The sequence below is a fragment of the Ancylobacter sp. GW821-FHT10E12 genome, assembly GCF_058809335.1.
The window spans coordinates 171,804-195,929 of the sequence record NZ_JBXASN010000010.1; the positions used below are offsets into that span (position 1 = coordinate 171,804).

Sequence of the window (24,126 nt, forward strand, 5' to 3'; positions counted from 1 at the left end):
GGAAGCCGGAACACTACGCACGAAATCCGGGAATGGAACAATAGCCGGGCGGCAAACGCCATATCTTCAACATTGATGAACTCAGACGTTCTGAGCTTCCTTCATCATCAGCCAGGCGAGGTCGGTCAGCCTGTCGCGCGCGAGCCGCGTGGCGGGACCGCTGAGTCCGATGCTGGCGCGAACCTCACCGCCCTCGCGCCAGGGCACGGCGACGCAATGGAGTCCGGGCTGATAGGATTCGATATCGAGCGCGTAGCCGCGCGCCGCCACGCTCTCGATATCGGAGACCACGCCGGGCCCGAGCGCGTCGCCACGGGTTGCCAGCACGCGCTTGCCCAGCCCCGGCATGAAGGCGAGGAAGACGAGACCGATCGCCGACCCCTCCAGTCGCTCCCGCGCCCCCACGGGGCACGCGGTCTTGAGCGTCTGCCCCGACTCGATGGCGTCGAGGTAATAGACCTCGTCGCCGCTGGGGACGGCGAGATAGACCGTTTCGTTGGTTTTCGCCGCGATCGCCTCCAGCGCCGGGCGCAATCTATGCCGCAGGCTGCCGTCGTCGCCGGCAATGCGGGCGAGATTCATGATCCGCCCGCCGAGATGGTAGCGCATGTCCCCGACACGCCGCTGGACATAGCCAAGCTGCTCCAGCGTCTTCAGGATGTTGTGCACCGTCGTCTTGCCGAGCTTCGCGGCCTGCGCGATGTGCTGCAGCTTCGCCGCGCCGCCCTCGCGGGCGACGATCTCGAGGATCGCGACGGCACGCTCGATCGACTGGATCAGTTTCGGTTCGGTGATCGCGGGCCTCCGCGGATAGAGCCATCGGCAGGATCGATGCATCGTACGGCGTTGTCGAGGCGGGGAGTTCCACGATGTTGAAGTTCGGACGCGAGCCTCGCCACCCGTCCGTTCCCGCCCATCGTCATCGAAGAAGCTGGCGCTTCACGAGCTCATCCAGCCAATCCGCAAGCACCTGGAGCCTGCGGGAGAGATGCTGACGGTGCGGATAGAGCAGCGCCATCGGCATCGGCGCGGCCCGGTGATCGGGCATCACCTCGACGAGCTCGCCCGCGTCGAGGTGATGCCTGACGTCGTAGGCGGGGATCTGGATGAGGCCGAGGCCGGCAAGGCAGCAGGCGATGTAGGCTTCGGCACTGTTGACGGTGACGCGGGCGCGCATCGGCAACATCCGCATTTCGCCACCCTCGATCCATTCCCACTCCTCGACGCGACCGGTCGACGGCGAGGCATAATTGACGGCAAGGTGCTCGCCGAGATCGCCGGGTGCGCCCGGAATGCCAAATCGGGCGAGATAGCCGGGGCTGGCGACATTGATCAGCGCAAGGTCGCCGATCTTGCGGGCGATGAGCCCTGAATCGCTCAAGGGGCCGACGCGCAGCACGCAATCGACGCTCTCCTCGACGAGGTTCACCGCCCGATCGGTGACGCGCAGCTCGATGTCGAGCTGAGGATGACGGGCGAGGAACTCCGGCAAAGCGGGCGCGATGATCAGCCGGCCGATCCGGCCCGGCACGTCGATCCTGAGCGTGCCCGTAGGCCCCACCGACGTCTGCCGGAACAGGCCCTCCGTCTCCTCGACATCGGCGATCAGCCGCAGGCAGCGCTCATAGAAGGCGGCGCCGTCCTGGGTCGGCGAGACCTTCCGGGTGGTGCGGTGAAGCAGGCGGGCGCCAACCCGTGCTTCGAGATCGATCACGGCGGCCGACACCGACGAGCGCGGAAGCCCGAGCGTGTCGGCGGCGCGGGTGAAGCTGGCGCATTCGACGACGCGGGTGAAGGTGCGGAAGAGATCGATCCGGTCCAAGGACGCATCCCGCTGATTGTCCGTCATTTCTGACAGGTGATGTCAGAACGAGCGGCTTTATGACGCTGTTATAGACGATACGGTGCGTGGCAGGAAGCGGCCGCCCGGGTGGCCGCCGGGCAACCCAAGGAGGTCGACGCCAATGACCGATCACAGCATCAAGGGCAAAACCGTTCTCATCGCCGGCGGCGCCAAGAACCTCGGCGGACTGCTCGCGCGCGATCTCGCCGCGCAGGGCGCCAAAGCGGTCGCCGTCCATTACAATACCGGCGCCACCAAGCCGGCCGCCGACGAGACGGTGGCCGCGATCGAGGCGGCCGGTGCGCAGGCCTTCGCCTTCCAGGCCGATCTCACCACGGCCGGCGCGACCGAGACATTGTTCACCGATGCCAAGGCGGCCATGGGCGGCATCGATATCGCCATCAACACGGTCGGCAAGGTGCTGAAGAAGCCGATGGTCGAGATCTCGGAAGCCGAGTACGACGAGATGGCGGCGGTCAATTCGAAGTCGGCTTTCTTCTTCCTCAAGGAGGCCGGCAAGCATGTCAGCGACAACGGCAAGGTCTGCACGCTGGTGACCTCGCTGCTGGGTGCGTTCACGCCCTTCTATGCGGCCTATGCCGGCACCAAGGCGCCGGTGGAGCATTTCACGCGGGCGGCGTCGAAGGAGTTCGGCGAGCGCGGCATCTCGGTGACGGCGATCGGTCCCGGCCCGATGGACACGCCGTTCTTCTATCCGGCCGAGGGCGCCGACGCGGTCGCCTATCACAAGACGGCGGCGGCGCTGTCGAACTTCTCCAGGACCGGCCTGACCGACATCGAGGACATCGTCCCCTTCATCCGCTTCCTCGTCTCCGACGGCTGGTGGATGACCGGCCAGACCATCCTCGTCAACGGCGGCTATACGACGAAGTAAGCCGCGGGACGGCCGGGGCAGCGCCCGGCCGCCTCCACTTGTCCGAAGCGACGCGACCCAGGGCCATGGCGGCGGATCGACCAGATCCAGACCGATCTCCATTGCGGGATCGACAGCCGACCTTTCAGCGGCGACAACCGTGGCATGGGCACATATGACGGCAAAGCCGGCTTCGACGCGCCTGGCGACACGGGCGCTGCCGATCTCGAACTCGATGTCTTCCCGCCCCAGGCCGGCAAGGCATCGCGACGAAGCTGAGCGTGCTTTCATGAAGGGGACGACGCCATGCATATGCTGATGGTCATTATTGGCGGGGTCGTCCTGATCGGCGTCTTCCTGCTGTTCGGCCAGCTCTGGGGCGGCACGATGCCGGCGCTCGGGCTTGCCGCGAAGGTGTTCATTCCCGTCTGGCTGGCCGTATCGGTCGCCAACCTCTGGATCGGCGTCAGCAAGGCCGGCTACACGGTGGCGCAGGAACTGCCCATCCTGCTGGTCGTCTTCGCGGTGCCGGCCGCCATTGCCGGCATCGCCATCTGGCAATCCGCACGCACCTGACACGCTGGAACGCCGATGACCGATAGCTCCGCGCCCCCCCGAACCTCCGACCATCACCCGCTGCTGCGCCGCCGCGACGGCCATCATGCGCGGGTGACGTTCGAAGAACTGTTCTTCGACCTCGTCTATGTCTTCGCGGTGACGCAGCTCAGCCACGAATTGCTGCACAACCTGACCTTGACCGGCGTCGTCGAGACGCTGCTCCTCTGGTTCGCGGTCTGGCTCGGCTGGCAATATACCTGCTGGGTCACCAACTGGTTCGACCCGGAGACGCCGCGCATCCGCGGCCTGATCTTCGCCGTCATGCTGGCGGGCCTGATCATGGCCTCGGCGATTCCGGGCGCCTTCGGCGAGCGCGGGCTGGTCTTCGCGCTCGCCTATGTCGCGATCCAGGTCGGGCGCACGGCCTATATCGTCTGGGAGCTGGGCCCGGAGCATCCGCTTGCGTCGAACTACCGACGCATGCTCGGCTGGGTCTCGATCGCCGCCGTCTTCTGGATCGCCGGCGCGTTCGTGTCGCACGAGGCGCGCATGGCCCTGTGGGCGGTCGCGGTCGCCTGCGAATATGTCTCGCCGATGTTCGGCTTCCCGCTGCCGGGCTTCGGCCGCTCGAAAACCAGCGACTGGACCATCGAGGGCGGGCATCTGGCCGAGCGCTGCCAGCTTTTCTGCATCGTCGCCCTCGGCGAGACGCTGCTGGCGACCGGCGCCACCATGGCGCATGCCGAGATCTGGGACGTGCCGATCCTCTCGGCGCTGCTCGCGACCTTCCTCGGCACGCTCGCCATGTGGTGGCTCTATTTCGGCACGTCGAGCAAGGATGCGACCGCCGCCATCACCCATTCCGACGATCCTGGCCGGATCGGCGCCTGGTTCCACTACATCCACGCCATCCTGGTCGGCGGCATCATCGCGACGGCGGTCGGCAACGATCTGGTGCTCGCGCATCCGCATGACGGGCTGAAGACGGCCTATGCGCTGATCCTTTCGGGCGGGCCGGCGCTCTACCTGCTCGGCAGCGCCTTCTACAAGAAGGTGGTGTACGGCGTCCTGCCGGCTTCACACATCGCGGGCGTCGCCGCGCTCATGGCCCTCATTGCCGTCGCGCCGAGCGTCGACCTGCTGACCATGGGCTGGCTGACGACGATCGTCCTGCTGGCGGCCGGCCTGTGGGAAGGCCGGCTGGTCCGCAGGCGGCGACGTCCGGGCAATCCTCATGAATTGCCGCACCGGGAACCGGCGCGATGAAGGCCTTCCATGCTTTGCGCCTCAGGCGGCCGAGCGAGCATCCGCACGATGCGCCCGCGGATGTGGTGGCCTTCTGGCGGGCATCCCCCGACCGATGGTTCGCCAAGGACGCGGCCTTCGACGCCACGTTTCGGAAGCGCTTCCTCGACCTTCACATGGCCGTCGCGGCCCGCCGACACGACAACTGGACGGCAACACCGGATGGCGCGCTGGCGCTGGTGATCCTGACCGACCAGTTTCCCCGCAATGCCTTTCGCGGCACGGCCCATATGTACGCGACCGACCCGCTCGCGCGCGCCTATGCCAGGCAGGCGCTCGACGCCGGGCACATGGAACGCGTCGAGCCGGACCTGCGGCTGTTCTTCTGCCTGCCCTTCGCCCATTCGGAGGATCTCGCCGATCAGGACCTGTCGATACGGCTCAACGCCGGATTGGGCCGGCCCTGGCTGGAGCACGCCGAGGGCCACCACGACATCATCCGCCGCTTCGGCCGGTTTCCGCACCGCAATCCCATGCTCGGCCGGATCCCGACGCCGGAGGAGGAAGACTACCTCAAGGCCGGCGGCTTCCGGGGCTGAAGACCGCGACGACCGTCGCCTCGCCATCGGCCATGATCGCGGCCCGCCTGAACGAGCCGCGCCCAGCCTTCGAGGCTGACGGGATGGCCGGCGGGATGCGTTGCCTAGTTCAGCAACCTGGCAAGGAGCGGCGCGGCCAACACGTTCAGCAGGCCGACCAGCACCATGACCAGGCCCGCGACGGCCCCCTCGGTATCGCCGATCTGGTGAGCGCGGGCGGTGCCGGCGCCGTGAGCCCCGACGCCGAAGAGCGCACCGCGCGCAAGCGCCGAACCGAACGGAATCCGTACCAGCATGACGTCGCCGATGACCGCGCCCACGATGCCGGTGACGACGACGAAAACCGCGGTCAGATCGGGAATGCCGCCGATGTCCTGCGAGACCTCCATCGCGAACGGCGTGCTGATCGAATGCGGCAGCAGGCTGAGCCGAAGCGACCCGTCGAGGCCGACAAGCATCGCCAGGCCCCAGCTCGACAGCATGGCGGTGAGGCTGCCGGCGACGACGCCGACCAGCAATACCGGCCAGTGGCTGCGAATGAGCGCGCGCTGTTCGTAGATCGGAATCGCAAAGGCGACGGTGGCCGGCCCGAGCAGGAGCACGAGCCACCTCGTCCCATGAATGTAGTCATGGTAGGTCGCGTGCAGCGAAAGCACGACGGCGGCGACGAGGACCGGCGTCACGGCCAGCGGCATCAGCCACCAGCGCGGCCACCTGCGGTACAGCCGCTTCGCAACCCAGTAGAAGCCGATCGTGACGACCGACCAGCACAGCGCCTGGCTGGCCGGTTCAGCGAGAAGCTGGTGCAGCCCGAACATGGCCGGCCCTCCACCGGTAGCACCAGTCCACCGCGAAGGCCGTCACCAACATGACGGCCGCCGTGCTCAGCAGAATGACGAACAGGATTTTCACGCCGACGAGGCCCAGGAACTCGCGATGATCGAGAACGGCCAGAACCGCCGGCACGAAGAAGAGCAGCATGTCGGCGAGAAGCCAGTCGGCGCCCCGCTTCACGCTGGGGACGCTCAACCGCCTCGTCGCCAGGAGCAGCAGGACGATCGCCAACCCGACGATTCCGCCGGGAAGCGGGATACCGAGGCCCCGCACCAGCGCCTCGCCGAGCAGCCAGAAGGCCACCACGAGACCGACCTGCAACGCGGCGGCACAGTGAACGATCGGTGATGGCCTGTTCGCGGTCATGAGGACGTATCCGGTTGGCGAGCGCAATTTATGCCGCGACGCAGTATGATGAAAATGAATTGATTGACTAACATCCATTCTGATATGGACTTGTCATGGAGTTTCGACCGCTGCGGGCCTTCGTCGAAGTCGTTCGCCAGGGAGGCTTCTCCCAGGCTGCCAAGACCGTGTTCGCGACCCAGTCCACCGTCAGCAAGGCGGTGAAGCAGCTCGAAGAAGAGATCGGCGTCCCCCTGCTCGACCGTATCGGCCATCGCAGCGTGCTCACCGCCGCCGGAGACGTGGTCTTTCGCCGTGGGATCAAGCTGCTCGCCGATCGCGACGATCTTCTCTCCGAGCTTGACGAGATCCGCGGCCTGAAGCGCGGGGTTCTCCGGCTCGGGCTTCCGCCGGTGGGCAGCAGCACCCTGTTCGCCCCCCTGTTCGCCGTTTACCGCCAGCGCTATCCGGGAATCGATATCCGCCTCGTCGAACATGGGAGCGACAAGCTGGAAGAGATTCTGCGCGCCGGAGAGATCGACTTTGCCGGCACGCTGCTGCCCGCCTCGGAGGAATTCGACTGGGTCTCCCTGCGCCGTGAACCGCTCGTCGCGCTGTTGCCCGCCGACCACCCGCTGGGCGCGAAAAGCGCCATAGGCTTCGACGACCTCAAGGCCATGCCGTTCATCCTGTTCGATAGCGGCTTTGCCTTGCATCGCATCATCCTTGACGGATGCCGCCGCCTGGGCTTCGAGCCGATGGTCGTCGCCCGCAGCAGCCAGGTGGACTTCATGATCGAGCTGGTCGGCGCCGGCCTCGGCGTCGCCTTCCTGCCCCGCATGATCGCGACCCAGCGCGAGCATCCGGCCATCCGCCATGTCCTTCTCGATGAGATGGACACGGAGTGGAACATGGTGATGGCCTGGCGCAGGGGCGCGTTTCTGTCGGGTGCGGCGCGCGCGTGGCTATCGTTGGTTCAAGAGGTCCACGCCGGCGCTGAAGCACCCTCGAGCACGCGATAGCATTTCCCTCTCGACTGACTTGTCGTCGAGCGCCGCGTTACCTCTCCCGGCTCCGCAGCGAACCTTCGTTGGTGAAGCCTGACAGGCGAGCACTCCAAGCAACGGAAAGGAACGCATCCATGACAAGAGTAGCAGGCGTCGTCGTGTTCAAGGCCAAGCCCGGCCTGGGCGAGGAAGCAGCCAACAAGATCGCCGCCGCGCTGCCCGCGGTCGAGGCGGAAGCCGGCACGACGCTCTGGCTCGTGCTGCGCTCGAACGCCGACGCGGACAAAATCTTCCTCGTGGACCTCTTCGACAGCGAAGGAAGCCTGAACGCCCACATGTCCGGCAGCGCCGCGGGCCAGATCTTCGCCACCGTCCCCGAACTGCTGGCCGCCGAGCCCGAGCTGCATCCGAGCGCGGTGGTCGCCTCGAAGCCGGCGGCATGAGCAAGACGGGATGTTGAGGTCAAAGCGACCCGTCGATCCGGGCCGCCATCCGCAGCCGGTCATCGGAACGCGCCATCATTGGCCGGTGCGGCAGCTCCCATTCCCCGCAGCCTCATCGAAGCGCTGAAGACCGCCCGACAAAATTCCTCCGAAGCCGAGTTACCTCGGAGGACGTCACAACGAACCACCTTACAGGCGCGCCGATGCAGCCGCCGTCCGCCAGCCGCAACAGGCGTGCTGGCTTAACTTTCAGGAGAACCAATATGTCCGATCGTCTGATGTCCACGCTGGTGGTTGGCGCCTTCGCCGCCGCCTTCGGCACGCTTGCCGTCATTCCTGCAAACGCCCAGGATTTCACGACGCAGCAGAAGAAGATCCAGGCCGAGAACACCGTGAAGGTGAAGTCCGGCAAGGTCGAGCCCTGCTTCGGCGTCGCGCTCAAGGGCCAGAACGACTGCTTTGCCGGCGCCGGCACCACCTGCGCGGGCACCAGCACCGCCGAATATCAGGGCAATGCCTTCAAGCTGGTGCCGACCGGCACCTGCACGGCCATCTCCACGCCGAACGGAATGGGCAGCCTCAAGCCCAAGGCCTGATCGCCTGCTCGGCCGGGCTCTTGAAGCCCGGCCATCTCTCTCCCGCGCCGACCGAGGGGAATGCCATGCCGGAAGCGACTTTCGAACCGTCCCAGAACGCGATGCCGAAACGTGCCGGCGTCGGCCTGAAGGCCGAGCACTACCGGACGATCATGGAGACCTCGCCCGATATCGGCTTCTTCGAGGTCCATGCCGAGAACTACATGGGCGCGGGCGGGCCGCCGCATCGCTACCTCTCGGCGATCCGCGAACGCTATCCGCTGTCGCTTCACGGCGTCGGCCTGTCGATCGGCGCGGATCGGCCTTTGGAGGGGGATCATCTCGCGCGCCTGAGGCAGCTGATCGATCGCTATTCCCCGGCGCTGTTCTCGGAGCATCTCGCCTGGTCCAGCCATGATGCCGGCTTTCTGAACGACCTGCTTCCCCTGCCCTATACGGACGAGACGCTCGCGGGCGTCGTGGAGCATGTCGATCAGGTGCAGGACGCGCTCGGGCGCCAGATGCTACTGGAGAACCCCTCCACCTATCTGGCCTTCGCCGAGAGCACATGGCGGGAAACCGACTTCATCGCCGAGATCGTCCAAAGGACGGGATGCGGTCTTCTGCTGGACGTGAATAATATTCACGTCGCCTGCACCAACCAGGACTGGGATCCGGTGGCCTATCTGGATGCCTACCCGCTTTCCCACGTGCAGGAGATCCATCTGGCCGGGTTCGCGCCCGATGCCGACGAAGAAGGTCGCCCCCTGCTGATCGACGCGCATGACCGGCCCGTCGCGGAGATCGTCTGGGGGTTGTTCGCCCAGGTGATTGAACGTATCGGCCCGGTCCCGACCCTGATCGAATGGGACGCCAACCTGCCCGATTGGCCGACCTTGAAGGCCGAATCGGAGCGCGCCGAGCGTGTCATGGCCGACATCGACCCGACCCACCGACATGCCCCCGCCCTGGCCCACATAGACTGATCCCGGAGACATCACATGCCGGCGCGGAGAGTTGCGATCTATTATGCCTGGAGCCGGCCGGAGGAGGCCGGAGCTCCGCTCGACATCATCGAGAACCGTTTCCCGGCCCTCTTCGAGAGCCGCCGCATGCTCTTTCCGCGGTTCGAGGAATTGAGCGATCCGTCACGCTTCGATCAGGGCATCGGAGGTTTCCTCGATCACATCATGAAGCAGAACTTCGCGGCTTTCGCGACGCTGGGAGAGGCGATCACCGGGCATCCGGTTGTCGAGATCGAGCGTGTCGGCGGCGATGGCCGGCTCGTCCCGCTCGGGTCCGAAGCGCTCGACGGCATCGACACGCTCATCATCATCAGTTTCGACTCGCTGCGGACCGACCAGCAGGCGAGCCCGGTCGAAATCGATTTCGTCCGCTCGTTTCTCTCCGCGCCGGATCACCTCCTGTTCGTCGGCCCGCATCACGACATCGGCGAGGAAGAGGCGGATTCGCACGAGGAGATGGTCGCGCGGCAGGTCGCCGACTTTCTGCATCACGGCGACAAGACCATTCCGCCGCGACAGGGGTTCGGCGGCTTCGGGCGTTCGCTGCTCGCCGGCCTGGGCGCGCCCGTCGAGAACCGGTTCGGACTGCGCCCGGCCTCGGAGGCCGACGGCACGCCGTCGCCGATCGACGTCGAGGCCTCACTCGACCACCTTCATCTGCTCTCGGGCGTGGGCACCTTCAATCTTCATCCGCACCTGCCGCATTTCGAGCGCATGGGCGAGGCCGTCGCGACACTCGACGTGCTGGCACGCCAGAAGATCGATCTTGCGGCGCCGCCCCATCCCTTCACGGCCGACGGCCGCGCCTCCTTCGACGCCTTGCTGCAGTCGAAGCCGGACAGCTTCGCCGGCACGCTGCTGGTTGGCGACGCGACCCTGTGGAGTTCGACGGCCGGCGGCCTCGACAGCCTCCGCGCCTTCTGGACCAACGTCGTTCAGCGTCCCCATCGAGGAGATCGCCCATGACCGGCTCGATGCGCCGTTCGTTCCGGGGGATCGAGGGCACGCAACACGATGCCGGCATGGGTGGGCTTGCCGACCGGCAGGCTGACTTCGCCAGGGCGCTCCTTGATCCGCGCCAGCCGGCTCCCGCCGGTCTCGTAGGTCCCGACGGACTGCCGAGCGCCAGGCGGTTCGCCGTCTATCGCAACAATGTCGTCGTCGGGCTGATCGAGACCCTGAAGGCGGCCTTCCCGGTGGTCCATCGTCTCGTCGGCGAGGAATTCTTCGCCGCCATGGCGCGCCTATACGTGATGGCGGAACCGCCGGCCTCTCCGATCATGCTCGACTACGGCGCCGGCTTTCCCGGTTTCATCGGACGCTTCGAGCCCGCCGCGGTGCTCCCCTATCTCCCCGATGTCGCGCGCCTCGAACGGGCATGGGCGGAAGCCTATCACGCGGCCGACGCATCGCCGTTGCCGCCGTCGGCTCTCGGCCAGGTGCCGCCGGACGATGTGCCGGCACTGCGGCTCGTCCTGCACCCGTCCGTCCGCATCGTCAGGTCCACTTTCCCGGTCGTGCGCATCTGGCAGGCGAATGTCGATGGCCACGGCACCGCGCAAATCGACTTCGATGATGGTGGAGACGAAGCCCTCGTCGCCCGCCCCGATGCGGATGTGGAGGTTCGGACGCTGCCGGGTGGCGCCGGCACATTCATGGAAGCTCTGCAGGCAGGTTTGCCAATCGTCGACGCCGCGAAGGAAGGACTGTCCGCCAGTGCGCGCTTCGATCTTGCCGGCACGCTGCGAGGCATGATCGAGGCCGGAATCATCGTCGGCCATGACGTGCGGCCGGCCCGGTCGATGGAGGCCGCATGAAAATGGCGCCGATATCGTCGAGCAGGGCCGGCGCAACGGTCCGTCAGGTGGTCCGCCAGGTGCTTCTCGGGATGGAGGCGGGCGCGCAATGGATCGCTCCCCCCGTCCTGCGTATTGCCCTGGCGCTTCCCTTCCTTCGCTCCGGCCTCACGCGGTGGGATGGCTTCCTGTCCCTCTCGCCGGGGACGCTGTTCCTGTTCGAGGAGCAGTTCGTGCTGCATGTCTTCGGCGGCGAGTATGCGCTTCCCGCGCCCGATCAGTCGGCCCTGTTGACCGCAATCGCTGAAATCGTGCTGCCCCTCCTGCTGATCCTCGGCCTCGGCACACGCTTTGCCGCACTCGGCCTGCTGATCATGACCGGCGTGATCCAGCTGGTGTTTCCCGACGGCTGGGCGAATTTCCACCTGTACTGGGCGGCACTGGCCATGGCCATCATGGCCATGGGCCCCGGTGCGGTCTCGCTCGACTACTGGATCGGCAAAAGCGTCGTTGGACTGGATTTGCCGGGGGCGACGCGGTGATGCCTCGCCATCGTCCCAAAGGTCCGCACGGCGATGCCCCCTCTGCATCCGCGATCTCCGGGAGGTGGCGCGATGCAGGATGACGGTCGCCGGCGTCTGACGCTCGTGGCCTCGGATGGCGAGGCCACTGTTGAACGGGCGAAGGCCGCGCCGGGGGAGCCGGAGGCCGCGGCATCGCGCGATCTCGACTGGACAATCCTCATGGCGCGCGCGCAGGACGGCGATACGGTCGCCTATCTGCGCCTTCTCCAGGAGATCACCCCCTATCTCCGATCACTGGTCAGGCGATGGCACAAGGACCCTTGGGACATCGAAGATACCGTGCAGGACATATTGCTGACCCTTCATTCGATCCGGCACACCTACGATCCTTCACGGCCGTTCGGCCCCTGGCTGGTCGGCATCGCCCATCGCCGCGCCATCGACCGGCTGCGTCGACGCGGCCGGCAGGCGCTGCGTGAGGCCCCGCTCACCGCCGAGCATGAGGCAACCGCCGCGGCGTCCGACAACCATGATGATGAGTTTGACAGGCATCGCCTGACCGAGGCTCTCGGCGGCCTGCCGCCGATCCAGCGGACGGCTGTCGATCTCCTCAAGCTCAAGGAAATGTCGCTGAAGGAAGCATCCGAAGCGACCGGCCTGTCCGTCGCCTCGCTTAAGATGGCGACCCATCGAGCGCTTCGGAACCTGCGGAGCCTGCTCCCGGATCGGAGGGATTGGTGATGGACACGTCCGACCTGATCCGCTCGCTCGCCACCAACGCCCCGCCGGTCAGGCGCCTGCGTCCGCCGCTGGTCCGCGCCATCGGATGGCTCCTGCTCGCGGCCACGATCATGGCCCTCATGACGGTCAGCCACGGCGTGCGCCCGCAATTCGCGGAACGCATGCAGGATGCGGTGTTCGCCATCAACATGATCTCGTCGCTGCTGACCGGCGTCCTTGCCACCATCGCCACCTTCTTCGTCAGCCTGCCGGACCGGTCCCGCCGGTGGCTTCTCCTGCCCGTCCCGCCGCTCGTCGTCTGGCTGTCGACCATCGGCTACCAATGCTTCGCCGGCTGGGTGCCCGTGCCGCCGGGAGCCATCACCGTCGAGGCCGCGTCCGGCTGCCTTGCCACGCTCGTGCTGACCAGCCTGCCCCTGTCGCTGCTGATGTTGGCGATGCTCCGCTACGCGGCGGCGCTCCGGCCCACGTCGGTCATCCTGATGGGGAGCCTCGCCGTCTCGGCGATCACCGCGACGGCCCTGTCGATGTTCCATCCGCTCGACGCCACCGCGATGGTCCTCGGCTGGAATCTGGGCACGGCGGTTCTGTTCCTCGCCGGTGCCGCGATCTTCAGCCGGAAGGTGTAGCGATTATGCACTATGTAAAGTGCATAATCGCGGCTGCTGCTGAGGAGCGTCGTGAAAACTGGCGTCTGGTGCGGTTGTGGAATTTTTCGAGAGAGCCAAAGGCTTTTGAGTTGCGGCCGCCGCTAGAAGCGCATGTGTCGTTGATGGCGACCAGCTATCAGGCCAACTTCTTATAATGGCTGCCAGCTGCCTGGCAGTCGTGGGCGCATCAGGCGCAATGCCTCGAGTTGACCCATTGCAGACGTCGGCTAGATCCGTTCCTCATGGGTTGGCGTGCGCTGCATGCCGGCTTACCGATGCCCCGACGAGCCGCCGGCGTAGGAGGCGCACACGCTGCATTAGCCTTGGCGCAACGAAAAGGCGTTCAGTCTCGCAGTTGATTGTCGAGCAACCAACCGCCAGAGTGAGCGTTGTCTAACGATGGGCAACATGGCGCATCGCTCTAGTTTGGAAGGTATCGTCGATGAAAGTCTTGTCGGTACTAAGGGTCGGGCTCCTCGCATTGGCAGCGCTCATCGGCGCCGTATCGATGGCGAGCGCCGCTGACGGTTCAATCAGCATCCGTATCTTGAAGGCCGGGTTCGTGGTCGGCGGATCAGCCGGAGACGGCGTGCTGACGTTTCAGGGCCGCAAATATCCACTCTCGGTCGGGGGGCTGAGTTATGGCTTCACCTTCGGCGCTTCAGAGACACGATTTCATGGAAGGGTCAAAAATATCCGACGTCCGTCTGACGTTTCTGGAGTCTATGCCCAGGGCGGTGCTGGCGCCGCCCTCGGAAAGGGCGCGCAAGTTGTTGTCCTGACTAACCAGAACGGCGCCGTTTTGGAGCTAAGCGGCGAGCAAAAGGGCGTAATCGTCAGCCTTGATTTGAGCGGACTAGCTTTGTCGCTGAAGTGAGGATTTCCATGGAGTATCGGGGCCCTCGATGAACTCCGTCCCCGCCTTCATCAGCCCCACCGGCATCGCCCGCCGGTGCGGCTGTCCCGAGCGCACGCTGCGCCAGATGGCGAGAAATATTGGCGCATGCCGGATATTCGGTGAGACTATGGTTCTCACCGACAACGACGTCATGGCCCTAATGGAGGCCGCGCGTCCATGCCCATCACCATCTGTAAGCGCGGGGACGTCTGGCACTTCCGCGGCTCCTTTCCCAGACGTCGGATATGAGGAACGACTGGCACGGCAGACTGCACATTGAGGCGTCACCAAGACACCGCGGGCGGACTTGGAGCGGCCGCGAAATAGCAGGTATGCCGGCGATGCGGCCACCCGACCGGCCTCTCCTGACTCATCTGAGACCTTCGGAGGGTCCGCTTACGGCACCTACTCCAATACTCCCGGGATGCTTATGACGGGCCTAGGCTACCGAAGTCAAATGTCACAGTGCCTTGGCTAGGTCCTTCCACGGCATAGTCTTGATCGCTGGATTAGACATCCAGTCGGGCGCGCGGGCCGGCGGGCGATCACCCTTGTACATCGCGATCACTCGCTTGCCGAGGTCTAGGCTCGTCTTCACTTCCCAGGCGACCCAGTCGCTGGAGGCCGTATTTTCCGAGACGTAAACCACGGTGGTCGAGGCCTGGTTGATGCGTTCCTTCAGTCTCGACTTAATGTACTCGGCGCGATCACTGTCGTAGGGCTCGCGCACCGAGCGGTCGTTAAATTCAATATCGCTTTTTTCGTTCTTTGCGTGGGCCCGAACAAGATTAACTTCGTCAATGTCGTCCATAGAGAAACTTAGGAAAATGTTCTTCCGGCCACCCTCTAACGCCTCCTTAGCCTTCTGCTCCAAGCCCTTTACATCACCAAGACGGCTGTAGCCGCCGCTACTGCTGCCGCCCATTAGTTCGATCCTTCGAAAAGAAACTCCCGGCAGGCGATGCACTCCCCGCACGGTTCTTCCTGCCCCAAGTGGCAGGAATAAGATCCCTTCAACCCTTTACTCCTCGGCGAGGCGGACTACGTCCCGTTTGTGAAATTCCGACAATGGGGCGAGAACGCGCACGGATCGGCCGACCGCCATTTTGAGCGTTGCTTCGGCGGAAGCGAGGAATCGGCGAGTCTGGTCGGGAAACAGACTCGCATCCTCATGAAGAAGACCGATGGTAACAACGTCGGCGTCAACCTTCGCGGCGTGGGCTGCCGCGGCGAGAAGGAACAGCAAGTTCCGCCCAAGCGTGAAGGCGTCCTTGTAAACGTCTTGGGTCGGGTCGGTGAGGCCTGATTTAATCAGGCGGCCGAACCCAGAAAGATCGGCCACGACAGGTGCTGGAAGCACCTAGTTGACGCATGCCACGAACACAAGCAGCTAATTCTTGGTCGCGTGCCCTCTGCCCGTAGTCGATGAACAGAGGATGCTGCATCAGCCCAGTCTCCTGAGATAGGCGGGCGACGAGGAGGGAGTCGAGGTCTCCCGAGACAAGAGCGACGACGCTCATGCTGATACCTCCTTGGCGGATCGGCCGGAGGCGACCCGCATAACGATCCAGACTGCCCAGTCTAGCAGGCCAACTGGAAGGCCGAACCCGGCCGCGTGGTCGCGAAGAACCTGTTCGTCCCGAACCTAGCTGGACATCGAGCGGGCCGCCGCAGGCTTGGCGGCCAGTCCCATGAGTGCCATATAACCGATGATGTGACGGTCGAGGATGGCGAGCTCATAGGTTGCCCCGATATTCCTCAGGAACATGCTTGCCTGTTTGGGTCCCATCCCCGGGGCATTGCGGACGAACCATGCTCGGCTAGCATGATGGTCAGAGAAGCCCTCCAGCAGGGACTTTAGGCCGCCGCCTTCCCGCTGAATCTCCGACCAGGTCAAAGCCAACTCACGCGCGCGGCTGTTAGGAAAACGGTACCTACGAACCCTGCCTCCAAACTCTAGGTCCTCGCGCAGTATATCGCCGAGGACGATCTCGAGCGTCTCTGCGGAGTGGCTGTCGTCGAGTAGGATGGCGCTTTCGCATAGGCGCGCCGAGGCAGCCTGAGCGAGGGCGTAGGGCATCCTTGTCGGCCAAGACCCATTTCCCAAAGGACTTCATGTCTCACTCCACAATGGCAGCACGTGTATGGCCTTAAGTCCGCAGAGCCGGCAAGAGGAGCAGCTGCCACCAGGCTCTGGCTGTCCGGCGTAAGCACGAATGACCAGGGATCGCGATGCTCTGAGCGGCCACGGTTTCCATGATCTTCGTCTGTTGGTGCCTACGGAGTTCCGGGCTCATGCAGCAACCTTGCTGCGACTGGCCTCAACCAGTTTGGCGATGACGCTTTCGATCGAAATGGCCCCCTTCCGCGCCCCTCGACCCTGATCGGCAAAGTCAATCCAGCCCTCATTGAAGCCGTCAATCATCCCGCCGGCAAAGGTCCGAGCATTTTTGGACTTCGTAAGGAGATCGAGCTCGATGCCGGCGCCGCGTGATCCGTAGCGGCGCCATGTCCGCTTCTCGGCAAGCCACAAATGTCTGCGGCTGGCGCTCTTCGACTAGGCGCTTTCAAAAAAGCGGTGGAGCGGCCTTGCTCTGCCCTCGCGGAACAGACTGGCAACCTCCACCTGTCACGAGCCGCCGGAATTGGCCATCGGTGCGGTCGTTGAAACTGTCAAGCTGATCCAGGCCCGCAGCGACGATGCCGACGAGCGTCAGCATCATCACCGCGATCCCGATCGACGAGACTTCGAGCATGGCTCGGACCTCCACGACTACATAATACTGCCTAGCGTTATTTGACCCGCGTTGGGGGACACCTGGTCTGACGAGAACGGGAAGATGCTGACGGATTGAGGCGTGCGTCTGGGGAGCGTCCGGCCAAAACCGGGGCTCTGGGTCGGAGCTAGCTCCCCGGACTCTGCTAGAATGGGATGGCGAAGCGGCCTGCCTGGTTCAGCAAGCGCGGATATAAGCATTTCGACGCGCCGGTAGGCGAAGCCTATGCAAGCAACCTCGAGGCCGGAGCCTGTATCAGGCGGCACGCCTGGTCGCCTCTCATCCATTATGAAAAACGGGTCAAGCGCTACAAGCGAGATGACGGCAAGACGGTCTACAAGTCCAGGCCGATCATGTACGCGTCCCATCGCAACGCCTGCATCCTGTCGAAATACGCTGCGGACGTGACCCGGCGGCTTGATGAGTTCTACCAGCTCGAAGGCTTGACGGACCATGTCATCGGCTATCGCCGCCTCGGCAAGTCGAACTACGATTTCGCCGCCGCTGCCGCTCGTTTCGCGAAGGCCAATGCCTCCTGTATTGTGCTGTGTTTCGATATCTCTGGCTTCTTCGACAATCTCCATCACCGCCTGCTCAAGGAGCAGTTGAAGCGATTGCTCGGCAGCGCTGAACTGAGCCAGGATTGGTATGGCGTCTTTCGGCACGTGACGCGCTTCAGCTACATCAGCCGCGCCGCCCTTGCGGCCTATCCGGACATCGGGTCGCGATTGAGGTCGCGCAAGCCCGAACCCGTCGCCTCGATCGCCGAGGTGAAGGCCGCTGGCATCGCGATCACCTCGAATCCGAATGCCTTCGGCATCCCGCAGGGCACGCCGATCAGCAGCGTGTTCTCGAACCTCTACATGGTCGATGTCGACCGGGCCATGGCGTCCCTTTGCCGTGACCATGGTGCGCTGTACCAGCGCTACTCCGACGACATCCTCGTGATCTGCAAGCCCGAGTACGAGGCGATGATCCAGGATGCCCTGATGGACGCCATCAAGGCCGTGAAGCTGGAGATTAACAGCACGAAGACCGAGCGGGCCGCATTCGATGCCAGCGGCACGGCGTGCTTCCAGTATCTCGGGTTCAACGTTACCGATAAGGGCGCATCGATCCGGCCGAGCTCATTCGCGCGGCAATACCGCAAGCTGAAATACAGCATCAAGAAGACCCGTCTACTCGGCGAGCAGGCGATTGCCGATGGGCGTGCTGATAAGATCTACACGAAGCGATTGAGGCGCCGGTTCTATCCTGTCGGTGTCAGGAACTTCTCTGCCTATGGCCGCAGGGCGGAGAAGGCCTTCGACGCCGGCGATATCGCGCGGCAGATACGCCGTCTGGAACGTCGTGCAGATCAGGCCATACGCGATCTTAATCCTTGACCTGCGAATGGTCGGCGATCATGCGATCACTATAGCACTTCACGTTGTTGGCGATCGTTGAAGAGCGAGGCCCCAACGCAGTAGCGCTGGTAGAGAATGATAGTCACGACCTGCGCCAGGATGCGCCGGTGCCCCTCTTCCATGCTGTCGAAATGCATCTGGCCGAAGTCGAGCGCGGCATGGACGCGTCCGGTCGCGGCACTGACAAGGCGGGCCTCATGCAGATCGGCCGATGCCGCCTGCTCCAATAGCGACGCATAGTCGGCGACGATCCAGCGGTTGCCTTTCTTTTGCTGAGGCCACTTGCTTGCCCCCAAATAGGCCTTGATCAACGCGCCCCCGTCGTCATGGTAACGAGTGGGTCGCACAACTCCTGCGATCTCGTCGATGACGAGGTTGAGATCAGCCGCGAAACTGTCTTCCTCCGGGACGCAGCGCAGGCCGTCGAGGTCCCACACGACCTCCCAGGACGAGGCGATATGGTCCAGTGGACGCAGGCACAAATAGTCCAGCGCATCGGACCGGGCGAAGAATCCGCGAACGGCGTCCGCGTTATGAATGAGCGGGTTGCGCAAAGCAATTCCCCTCCTGCCGCCTAGTTCCGCCATTTCTGCTTCAGCTCGCGATTGAACCACCGCTTGCCCGCAATCTCGACACCACCCACCGAGCAAAACGCGAGATAGTGGATATCCGCGCTCCTCTAAGGCCTCAGACAGACGCCCAAAGCGAATACCGTCAAGCGTCCGCTTTCCGGCGGGCGTCGAATGTCGGCAAGGACGCGGGACCCGCCTATATGTACGCTATCCTACGCTAGAGCTCTCCCCTCCTCTGAAGTCGCTTTACTTCGCTCGGGGATTGGACTCGGATCGGATGAGTAAGTTTTGAGGGGGAGATCAACGCCGCTCGACGGAAGTCAGAAACAGACCGAACGGTAACGGCACGGCAGCGAAGACCACCGCCGAAACTACGCTATTGCCGCCGTTTGTATCCGTCACTCCCACTCGATGATTAACCGGAGCAGTAAGTATTTGAATTATCTATGAGTGTAAAACGGAGAAATAGGCGATTACCGTCAGATATACCGTCAGAATCGCACGCAATTGATTTTCCACAATAAATGTGGCGCGGTGCGCGGCATCGATCTGTACGTTTGCATTATATACGAAGCGCGGGAGAAATAGCTAGAGCCGATCGCAAAAATCCGCGATTGACTGTGATAGATGGCGAATCCATGTGCGCGCTCCGCGTTGCTCTGCGGGCTACGCATTCGACGCCCTCCAGCCTTCACCTGGCTTCCAACGCTCATCTTTTTCAGCGGACGCGATCAAGGGAAGCAGAAATCCGGCGAGGTCGGAGACGACGGCAGTCAGCTCCGTCGGCGCCGAGGCCATTCGCTCTCGCCCCAGGAAGGCCTTCCACTGCCGCCCCCAGGCCTCGGCGTAAGCGTCGCTCAGGCCGATCGGCTTCTCGGTCGGAAGCATGGTCTCGCGTCGCGCAAAGGTCTGGCGAACGGCCTCTGCAAGCGATGCCCGATCAAATTCGAACGTCTGCGCGATCAGCCAGAGATCGTAGAAATCCTTCAGCCGGCTGTTCGCAATACCGAGCTGGACGAGCGCCTGGAATTTCTCGGCAACCACCGTCGTCACCGGATAAGCGCGCAGGCGGGGTGCTGGCGCGTCGAGCAGTGGCGGATACACGATCTCGACGGGTCCCGGCGTGACGGCATCACCAAAGCCGATGTCCACTTGGATAGGAACGCGGGCGCCTGCGATCGTCGCAGAGGTGCGCACGCGAATGCCGCCGTATTCAACGTCCTCCCGGATCGGAACAGCCGTGATCGCTACAATATCAAATACGACGCCATCGTCATCGACCGACTGCCCGCAGATCTCTCGAAAGACCTCTCCGATCGCCTCCGGGCTGTTCTCGCCATAGCCGAGGAAATCGAGATCGCGTGTAGGCCGGAAAGGATCTGCCACCCAGGTCACGAACAGCATCGCACCCTTCAGGATGAAGCGGTCGCGATGAGGTGACAGGCTCAGTCGATACAGAAGCCGTTCCAGCGCATAGCGCGTCAGCAGAATCTGAAAGTCCGTGCGTTCGACACGAGACCGGTCGAGCAGGCGAGCCCGGACCGAAGCACCGACGTTTTTCCTTGGTTCATGTGCCATCGGCTACCGTCGCTTCCACATAGGGCCTCATGGTCGACCAGACCTTTCCCTTTGTCCCATAGGTCCAGAGCTGGTCGCTCGTGACTTTCCGCCGTCGAAGTCCCTCACGCAGGCCTTCCAGAGCGACATCCAGTCCGACCTTCGCCCGATAGCGAAAGCAATCGACGATCGTCCGCGCTGGATTTGTGATCGACACCTCGATGCCATCGATGGAATGCCGCTCGACACCGTCTGCCAGAGATGGGCCTGTAAATCGCACGAAGCGGATGGGCGGATAATCGATTTTGGGACGCCAGGCGGTGCGATCGATGGCCATCCAAACGGCGGATGGCATTTGCAGAGTCAGCTCATGGAATTGCAGCGCTGAGGTCAGGCAGATGACGCCTTTGGGAACGAGCACCGAAGCTTCCGCCAGAATGCGAGCCGCATCGCCCGAACTATCCGCAAGCTGATAGAGACCGCGCGCGGGGCGAATGACCGCCCCGTCCCGGACAAGACGGGCCAGCGTTTCCGGGCCGATGCCGTGGGCGGCAAAGTCCTTCAGCCGCATCATCGGGCACGTTTTCAGCAGTTTGAGCGCTTGAGCGCGTTGAGAATCCATGGCCGTAGCGATGTGATGTTTCCTCGGCAGATTCGGAATACAGCAGAGGTTTTATCACATTCTCAGGAAACGGCAATCCGATGCGATTGCTCCTCGAAGTGGCCGCTTGCGCGCGGGCACCGCCAAAGCGCGGGCTCTGACTTTGCCCCTGGTGCCAACGTATGTTCGCCGCTCTCCAGGAGGCAAAGCAATTGACGCGCGGCAGCCCTCGCGAATGAGAGCGCCTTACGTGTGATCCATCAGGTCGTCGACCGTTCTGGCCTTAATGTATCGAGTTGGGTTCGGTCCGGAGGCGAGTGCGCTGAAGTGCGCCTCCCCGCACGCGATTTTGCCGGCTTCGATGTCGCGCAAATCATCCACGAAGAGGCTGCCTTTGGTCTCTACGACGAAATAGAGACGCTCTTCGCCACTGACTTCGACCAGAACCGCCCAATCGGGATTGTAGGTGCCAAGCGGAGTCGGCACTTTGAACCACCCAGGCAGCTTGGCGTAGATCTTCACGGACTCGTTCTTTTCGAGCTGCTCTGCGAATGTCCGTTCAACACCTCCGGAATCATAGACGACGTGCTCGAAGACCGACTTCTGCGCGTCCTTGAGCATGTTGCGCAAATAGCCGGTCAGTTCCTCCTGCGCGAAAAGCTCCTGCGCGTAATAGTGCTCGTCGCCGATCGGCTGATATTTGATGCCGTCGACAATGGCCAAACGCTTGGTCCGGTTGATGACCTCGCCGGCGATCTCGATGAAGGCTTGCGGATTGCGCTTGAAGTCGGTCAAACGGCCGCACTCGGTCAGAATGCGGACGAGGCTCTTGCGGGTGAGCTGGGTCCGGTCCTGAAGATCGGTCAGCACGTCGGGCAGGACAATGTCGCCTTCCTCGATCGTGATGATCGTCCCGCTGTCCTTGGCGTGCTCCTTGGCCTCGACGCCACCCTGACCAATGGAAAGATCGGCCTTCCTGACCCGCACGCGGGCTTTGGAGACGGGCGGGCCGTTGGCGATGGCCTTGGCGCAATCGGTGATCAGCTTTTCATTGTCGAAGTGAACGCGATAGGTCGTCTTGTGCTTGATGCGGTCCCAGAGCGCCTGGAATTCGGCGCTCTCAAGAATGGCCTGCCGTGTCTTGACGGTGACGCGCTCGTCGGCGTTCTTGATGTCGAGCTTCCCGGCGACCTTCTTCAGCACGTCGCGAACCGCGCCGAGATGGGCGGCGAGCGCCACCGGCAGCGCGAGGGTTCCGTCCTTCAGGGCGGTGCGCAGCGTATCCTGCACCTTGCCCTTGGTATCGACGAAGCCCTCGGCCTTCAGGTGATCGAAGATGGCGGCGGATTCCTCGAAACCCAGCATTCCGGTCGAGCCGTCCGGATTGACCACCGGGATGGTCGCGAACTGGTGCTTCTCGACGATGCCGAACTTGATGCCGGTGTCCTTCTCGATCTCCTTCTGCAGGTTCTCGGCGAAGTCCTCGTAGCTCTCGGTGGCGATGACGGTCAGCGTGTTGATGTCGAAGCCGCGGAGGCGTTCGCCATTCTGGTTCACGCACAGCCTGAGGCCGCGGCCGATGGTCTGCCGCCGCTCGCACTCGGTACCGATCTCGCGGAGCGCACAGATCTGGAAGACGTTGGGATTGTCCCACCCCTCCTTCAGGGCGGAGTGCGAGAAGATGAACTTCAGCTTCGTCTCGAAGCTGAGCAGCTTCTCCTTGTCCTTCATGATCAGGTTATAGGCACGCTCGGCATTGTCGCGGCCTGCCTGATTGTTGTCGGCCGTATCGGTCCAGCGCCGCGCCTTGTCGATCGAGAAATAGCCGTCGTGCACCTCCTCGGCTTCCGACGTTACGTCGACCTCCTTGAACAGGCTGACGAAATCCGGAAGCTTGGCCGCGCGGCGATACTCCTCTTCGAAGATGCGGGCATATTTGCCCTTCACGGGATTGCCGGCGGCGTCGTAGGACCGGTAGTGCTCCACCGCGTCGATGAAGAACAGGCTCAGCACCTTGATTCCGAGCGGCGCCAAGCGCTTTTCTTTTACCAGATGCTCGTGGATCGTGCGGCGGATCATCAGGCGCTTCAGCGCGTCGGCATCGACATCGCCGACGGCTTGACCCGGCTGGAGAAACTCCTCGCTGCCCGGCAGCTTCACCTCCAGGAGCTGATTGTCGCGTCCGGCGCGGATTTCCCCGATGCGGCAATCGGCATAGATGGCGCGCTTGGTCAGCTCCTCCAGATCGTCGCCATCCTGAACCGTCACCTCCTGGCGACGCACTTGCTTGCCATCGAGCACGTCGATTTCAACGCGCGCTGTGATGGTTCCCTTGGCGTTGCTGGCGGAGACAAAGCGGACATAGGCCTTGTTGTGGCCGCCCTCCACTTCGAGCGAGGCGACTTCAATCTGCTTGACCAGCTTGCGCTCGTAGGCGTCGACCGCGTCCAGGCGGAACACCATGTGATGTTTGTCGACGTGGGTCGCCGAATAGCGCAGCGTGCAAAGCGGATTCATCTCGCCGAGGGCATTCTTGCCAGCGCCAGAAAGGCCGCCGTCGACGCTCTGCGGTTCGTCCACGATCAGGATCGGCCGCGTCGCGCGGATGAGGTCGATCGGCCGTTCGCCGCCCGTCTTCTCGCTGTCCTTGTAAAGGTTATTCACATCCTTCTTGTTGATGGCGCCAACCGTCACCACCATGATCTGGATGTTGGGACTGGTCGCGAAATTGCGGACCTGTCCGAGCTTGGCGGAATCGTAGAGGAAATAGTCGAAGGGCTGCCCAGAATAGAGACCCTTGAAATGCTCCTCGGTGATCTGGAGCGTCTTGTAGACGCCCTCCTTGATCGCGACCGACGGCACGACGATGACGAACTTGGTGAAGCCGTAGAGCTTGTTCAGCTCGAAGATGCTGCGGAGATAGACATAAGTCTTGCCCGTGCCCGTCTCCATTTCCACCGTGAAGTCGCCTGAGGTCAGCGCGGAGGATGGAGCCAAGCCGTTGCGGAGCTGGATATCTTTCAGGTTGGCGATGATCTCATCGTCCAGCAGCGTGAGCCGATTGCCGATGCCGAGTTCGCTCTCGACCAGCCCGAGCTCGCCCTGAAGTCCGCCCGCGTCCTGCCGGGTCACGGTGAACTCGGTGCGGTTGATCTCCTGCCCACGGAACAGATCCGCGAGGGACTGTCAGGAATTTCGTGTGCGGGGCGGCGGGGTTGAACATCAGGCCGCCATGGCCCTTGTGAAGCGCTCGCCG

The 24,126-nt window shown here is 63.5% G+C and carries 28 protein-coding genes; 15 read left to right on the forward strand and 13 right to left on the reverse strand.

From position 1 onward, the window contains the following. Positions 1–81 precede the first annotated feature (81 nt). Positions 82–837 carry an IclR family transcriptional regulator gene (locus tag AC1RU4_RS15670; RefSeq protein ID WP_492892030.1) on the reverse strand — a complete coding sequence of 252 codons (756 nt, stop codon included), beginning with the start codon at positions 835–837 and terminating at the stop codon, positions 82–84. A gap of 82 nt (positions 838–919) precedes the next feature. Next, positions 920–1,822 carry a LysR family transcriptional regulator gene (locus AC1RU4_RS15675; RefSeq protein WP_492892031.1) on the reverse strand — a complete coding sequence of 301 codons (903 nt, stop codon included), beginning with the start codon at positions 1,820–1,822 and terminating at the stop codon, positions 920–922. A 142-nt stretch (positions 1,823–1,964) separates the two neighbouring features. On the opposite strand from AC1RU4_RS15675, the gene AC1RU4_RS15680 reads away from it, so the two are divergent. From AC1RU4_RS15680 to AC1RU4_RS15695, 4 genes are all read left to right on the forward strand, one after another. Continuing rightward, positions 1,965–2,738: an SDR family oxidoreductase gene (locus AC1RU4_RS15680; RefSeq protein ID WP_492892032.1), complete on the forward strand. Its 774-nt coding sequence runs from the start codon at positions 1,965–1,967 to the stop codon at positions 2,736–2,738. Positions 2,739–3,023: 285 nt separating this feature from the next. After that, positions 3,024–3,293: a hypothetical protein gene (locus AC1RU4_RS15685; protein ID WP_492892033.1), complete on the forward strand. Its 270-nt coding sequence runs from the start codon at positions 3,024–3,026 to the stop codon at positions 3,291–3,293. Between the two features lie 15 nt (positions 3,294–3,308). Beyond that, the gene (locus AC1RU4_RS15690) at positions 3,309–4,541 is read left to right on the forward strand and encodes a low temperature requirement protein A (protein WP_492892034.1); all 1,233 of its coding nucleotides are present in this window, start codon (positions 3,309–3,311) and stop codon (positions 4,539–4,541) included. Further along, entirely contained in the window at positions 4,538–5,119 is a 582-nt protein-coding gene (locus AC1RU4_RS15695; RefSeq protein ID WP_492892035.1) for a DUF924 family protein, read from the forward strand. The genes AC1RU4_RS15690 and AC1RU4_RS15695 overlap by 4 nt, the downstream gene beginning before the upstream one ends. Positions 5,120–5,223: 104 nt before the next feature. Here the strand turns inward: AC1RU4_RS15695 and AC1RU4_RS15700 are convergent, their stop codons facing one another. Next, positions 5,224–5,937 (reverse strand): LrgB family protein, encoded by a 714-nt coding sequence (locus tag AC1RU4_RS15700; RefSeq protein ID WP_492892036.1) that lies wholly within the window; start codon positions 5,935–5,937, stop codon positions 5,224–5,226. Next, positions 5,909–6,319: a CidA/LrgA family protein gene (locus AC1RU4_RS15705; protein ID WP_492892037.1), complete on the reverse strand. Its 411-nt coding sequence runs from the start codon at positions 6,317–6,319 to the stop codon at positions 5,909–5,911. The genes AC1RU4_RS15700 and AC1RU4_RS15705 overlap by 29 nt, the downstream gene beginning before the upstream one ends. A gap of 95 nt (positions 6,320–6,414) precedes the next feature. On the opposite strand from AC1RU4_RS15705, the gene AC1RU4_RS15710 reads away from it, so the two are divergent. The 10 genes from AC1RU4_RS15710 to AC1RU4_RS15755 all read left to right on the forward strand — a co-directional run bounded on the left by AC1RU4_RS15710 (position 6,415) and on the right by AC1RU4_RS15755 (position 13,936). Next, the gene (locus AC1RU4_RS15710; RefSeq protein WP_492892038.1) at positions 6,415–7,320 is read left to right on the forward strand and encodes a LysR family transcriptional regulator; all 906 of its coding nucleotides are present in this window, start codon (positions 6,415–6,417) and stop codon (positions 7,318–7,320) included. A gap of 143 nt (positions 7,321–7,463) precedes the next feature. Further along, positions 7,464–7,748 carry a putative quinol monooxygenase gene (locus AC1RU4_RS15715; protein WP_492892039.1) on the forward strand — a complete coding sequence of 95 codons (285 nt, stop codon included), beginning with the start codon at positions 7,464–7,466 and terminating at the stop codon, positions 7,746–7,748. Positions 7,749–8,011: 263 nt separating this feature from the next. After that, positions 8,012–8,344, forward strand: coding sequence for a BufA1 family periplasmic bufferin-type metallophore (locus AC1RU4_RS15720; protein ID WP_492892040.1), 333 nt, complete (start codon positions 8,012–8,014; stop codon positions 8,342–8,344). Positions 8,345–8,409: 65 nt separating this feature from the next. Beyond that, positions 8,410–9,309 carry an MNIO family bufferin maturase gene (bufB, locus tag AC1RU4_RS15725; protein ID WP_492892041.1) on the forward strand — a complete coding sequence of 300 codons (900 nt, stop codon included), beginning with the start codon at positions 8,410–8,412 and terminating at the stop codon, positions 9,307–9,309. A gap of 15 nt (positions 9,310–9,324) precedes the next feature. Further along, on the forward strand, positions 9,325–10,314 hold the full coding sequence (locus AC1RU4_RS15730; RefSeq protein ID WP_492892042.1) for a hypothetical protein: 990 nt from the start codon (positions 9,325–9,327) through the stop codon (positions 10,312–10,314). Then, the gene (locus tag AC1RU4_RS15735; protein WP_492892043.1) at positions 10,311–11,165 is read left to right on the forward strand and encodes an HvfC/BufC N-terminal domain-containing protein; all 855 of its coding nucleotides are present in this window, start codon (positions 10,311–10,313) and stop codon (positions 11,163–11,165) included. The genes AC1RU4_RS15730 and AC1RU4_RS15735 overlap by 4 nt, the downstream gene beginning before the upstream one ends. A gap of 71 nt (positions 11,166–11,236) precedes the next feature. Next, positions 11,237–11,686: a DoxX family protein gene (locus AC1RU4_RS15740; protein WP_492892066.1), complete on the forward strand. Its 450-nt coding sequence runs from the start codon at positions 11,237–11,239 to the stop codon at positions 11,684–11,686. Positions 11,687–11,758: 72 nt separating this feature from the next. Beyond that, complete coding sequence (locus tag AC1RU4_RS15745) at positions 11,759–12,409, forward strand: sigma-70 family RNA polymerase sigma factor (protein WP_492892044.1); 651 nt, start codon at positions 11,759–11,761, stop codon at positions 12,407–12,409. Then, complete coding sequence (locus AC1RU4_RS15750; RefSeq protein ID WP_492892045.1) at positions 12,409–13,038, forward strand: NrsF family protein; 630 nt, start codon at positions 12,409–12,411, stop codon at positions 13,036–13,038. The genes AC1RU4_RS15745 and AC1RU4_RS15750 overlap by 1 nt, the downstream gene beginning before the upstream one ends. Positions 13,039–13,501: 463 nt before the next feature. Next, complete coding sequence (locus tag AC1RU4_RS15755; RefSeq protein ID WP_492892046.1) at positions 13,502–13,936, forward strand: hypothetical protein; 435 nt, start codon at positions 13,502–13,504, stop codon at positions 13,934–13,936. Positions 13,937–14,417: 481 nt separating this feature from the next. On the opposite strand, the gene AC1RU4_RS15760 is transcribed toward AC1RU4_RS15755, so the two are convergent. The 5 genes from AC1RU4_RS15760 to AC1RU4_RS15780 all read right to left on the reverse strand — a co-directional run bounded on the left by AC1RU4_RS15760 (position 14,418) and on the right by AC1RU4_RS15780 (position 16,713). Then, entirely contained in the window at positions 14,418–14,882 is a 465-nt protein-coding gene (locus tag AC1RU4_RS15760) for a TIR domain-containing protein (protein ID WP_492892047.1), read from the reverse strand. A gap of 96 nt (positions 14,883–14,978) precedes the next feature. After that, positions 14,979–15,299 (reverse strand): 7-cyano-7-deazaguanine synthase, encoded by a 321-nt coding sequence (locus AC1RU4_RS15765; RefSeq protein WP_492892048.1) that lies wholly within the window; start codon positions 15,297–15,299, stop codon positions 14,979–14,981. A gap of 303 nt (positions 15,300–15,602) precedes the next feature. Continuing rightward, complete coding sequence (locus tag AC1RU4_RS15770; protein ID WP_492892049.1) at positions 15,603–16,037, reverse strand: 8-oxoguanine DNA glycosylase; 435 nt, start codon at positions 16,035–16,037, stop codon at positions 15,603–15,605. A gap of 213 nt (positions 16,038–16,250) precedes the next feature. After that, positions 16,251–16,490, reverse strand: a complete 240-nt coding sequence (locus AC1RU4_RS15775; protein ID WP_492892050.1) for a hypothetical protein — start codon at positions 16,488–16,490, stop codon at positions 16,251–16,253. A gap of 34 nt (positions 16,491–16,524) precedes the next feature. Further along, positions 16,525–16,713 carry a hypothetical protein gene (locus AC1RU4_RS15780; protein WP_492892051.1) on the reverse strand — a complete coding sequence of 63 codons (189 nt, stop codon included), beginning with the start codon at positions 16,711–16,713 and terminating at the stop codon, positions 16,525–16,527. Between the two features lie 176 nt (positions 16,714–16,889). Here AC1RU4_RS15780 and AC1RU4_RS15785 point away from each other — a divergent pair, with 176 nt between their 5' ends. Further along, a complete protein-coding gene (locus tag AC1RU4_RS15785; protein WP_492892052.1) occupies positions 16,890–18,119 on the forward strand; it encodes a reverse transcriptase domain-containing protein in 1,230 nt (409 codons plus the stop codon). A gap of 29 nt (positions 18,120–18,148) precedes the next feature. On the opposite strand, the gene AC1RU4_RS15790 is transcribed toward AC1RU4_RS15785, so the two are convergent. The 4 genes from AC1RU4_RS15790 to AC1RU4_RS15805 form a co-directional block, all read right to left on the reverse strand. Further along, complete coding sequence (locus tag AC1RU4_RS15790; RefSeq protein ID WP_492892053.1) at positions 18,149–18,694, reverse strand: hypothetical protein; 546 nt, start codon at positions 18,692–18,694, stop codon at positions 18,149–18,151. A 684-nt stretch (positions 18,695–19,378) separates the two neighbouring features. Continuing rightward, a complete protein-coding gene (locus AC1RU4_RS15795; protein WP_492892055.1) occupies positions 19,379–20,290 on the reverse strand; it encodes a nucleotidyl transferase AbiEii/AbiGii toxin family protein in 912 nt (303 codons plus the stop codon). Beyond that, entirely contained in the window at positions 20,280–20,891 is a 612-nt protein-coding gene (locus tag AC1RU4_RS15800) for a type IV toxin-antitoxin system AbiEi family antitoxin domain-containing protein (RefSeq protein WP_492892056.1), read from the reverse strand. The genes AC1RU4_RS15795 and AC1RU4_RS15800 overlap by 11 nt, the downstream gene beginning before the upstream one ends. 225 nt (positions 20,892–21,116) lie before the next feature. Beyond that, positions 21,117–24,002 (reverse strand): type III restriction-modification system endonuclease, encoded by a 2,886-nt coding sequence (locus AC1RU4_RS15805; RefSeq protein WP_492892057.1) that lies wholly within the window; start codon positions 24,000–24,002, stop codon positions 21,117–21,119. Between the last annotated feature and the right edge of the window lie 124 nt (positions 24,003–24,126).

What these genes read in the sequence shown, in the direction of transcription:
- AC1RU4_RS15720 (WP_492892040.1), top strand. Translation starts at nt 8,012, where the DNA reads ATGTCCGATCGTCTGATGTCCACGCTGGTGGTTGGCGCCTTCGCCGCC.
- AC1RU4_RS15770 (WP_492892049.1), bottom strand. Translation starts at nt 16,037, where the DNA reads ATGCCCTACGCCCTCGCTCAGGCTGCCTCGGCGCGCCTATGCGAAAGC.
- AC1RU4_RS15700 (WP_492892036.1), bottom strand. Translation starts at nt 5,937, where the DNA reads ATGTTCGGGCTGCACCAGCTTCTCGCTGAACCGGCCAGCCAGGCGCTG.
- AC1RU4_RS15750 (WP_492892045.1), top strand. Translation starts at nt 12,409, where the DNA reads ATGGACACGTCCGACCTGATCCGCTCGCTCGCCACCAACGCCCCGCCG.
- AC1RU4_RS15740 (WP_492892066.1), top strand. Translation starts at nt 11,237, where the DNA reads ATGGAGGCGGGCGCGCAATGGATCGCTCCCCCCGTCCTGCGTATTGCC.
- AC1RU4_RS15755 (WP_492892046.1), top strand. Translation starts at nt 13,502, where the DNA reads ATGAAAGTCTTGTCGGTACTAAGGGTCGGGCTCCTCGCATTGGCAGCG.
- AC1RU4_RS15760 (WP_492892047.1), bottom strand. Translation starts at nt 14,882, where the DNA reads ATGGGCGGCAGCAGTAGCGGCGGCTACAGCCGTCTTGGTGATGTAAAG.
- AC1RU4_RS15710 (WP_492892038.1), top strand. Translation starts at nt 6,415, where the DNA reads ATGGAGTTTCGACCGCTGCGGGCCTTCGTCGAAGTCGTTCGCCAGGGA.
- AC1RU4_RS15800 (WP_492892056.1), bottom strand. Translation starts at nt 20,891, where the DNA reads ATGGATTCTCAACGCGCTCAAGCGCTCAAACTGCTGAAAACGTGCCCG.
- AC1RU4_RS15670 (WP_492892030.1), bottom strand. Translation starts at nt 837, where the DNA reads ATGCATCGATCCTGCCGATGGCTCTATCCGCGGAGGCCCGCGATCACC.
- AC1RU4_RS15745 (WP_492892044.1), top strand. Translation starts at nt 11,759, where the DNA reads ATGCAGGATGACGGTCGCCGGCGTCTGACGCTCGTGGCCTCGGATGGC.
- AC1RU4_RS15690 (WP_492892034.1), top strand. Translation starts at nt 3,309, where the DNA reads ATGACCGATAGCTCCGCGCCCCCCCGAACCTCCGACCATCACCCGCTG.
- AC1RU4_RS15680 (WP_492892032.1), top strand. Translation starts at nt 1,965, where the DNA reads ATGACCGATCACAGCATCAAGGGCAAAACCGTTCTCATCGCCGGCGGC.
- bufB (WP_492892041.1), top strand. Translation starts at nt 8,410, where the DNA reads ATGCCGGAAGCGACTTTCGAACCGTCCCAGAACGCGATGCCGAAACGT.
- AC1RU4_RS15780 (WP_492892051.1), bottom strand. Translation starts at nt 16,713, where the DNA reads ATGCTCGAAGTCTCGTCGATCGGGATCGCGGTGATGATGCTGACGCTC.
- AC1RU4_RS15685 (WP_492892033.1), top strand. Translation starts at nt 3,024, where the DNA reads ATGCATATGCTGATGGTCATTATTGGCGGGGTCGTCCTGATCGGCGTC.
- AC1RU4_RS15730 (WP_492892042.1), top strand. Translation starts at nt 9,325, where the DNA reads ATGCCGGCGCGGAGAGTTGCGATCTATTATGCCTGGAGCCGGCCGGAG.
- AC1RU4_RS15795 (WP_492892055.1), bottom strand. Translation starts at nt 20,290, where the DNA reads ATGGCACATGAACCAAGGAAAAACGTCGGTGCTTCGGTCCGGGCTCGC.
- AC1RU4_RS15735 (WP_492892043.1), top strand. Translation starts at nt 10,311, where the DNA reads ATGACCGGCTCGATGCGCCGTTCGTTCCGGGGGATCGAGGGCACGCAA.
- AC1RU4_RS15705 (WP_492892037.1), bottom strand. Translation starts at nt 6,319, where the DNA reads ATGACCGCGAACAGGCCATCACCGATCGTTCACTGTGCCGCCGCGTTG.
- AC1RU4_RS15785 (WP_492892052.1), top strand. Translation starts at nt 16,890, where the DNA reads ATGGCGAAGCGGCCTGCCTGGTTCAGCAAGCGCGGATATAAGCATTTC.
- AC1RU4_RS15695 (WP_492892035.1), top strand. Translation starts at nt 4,538, where the DNA reads ATGAAGGCCTTCCATGCTTTGCGCCTCAGGCGGCCGAGCGAGCATCCG.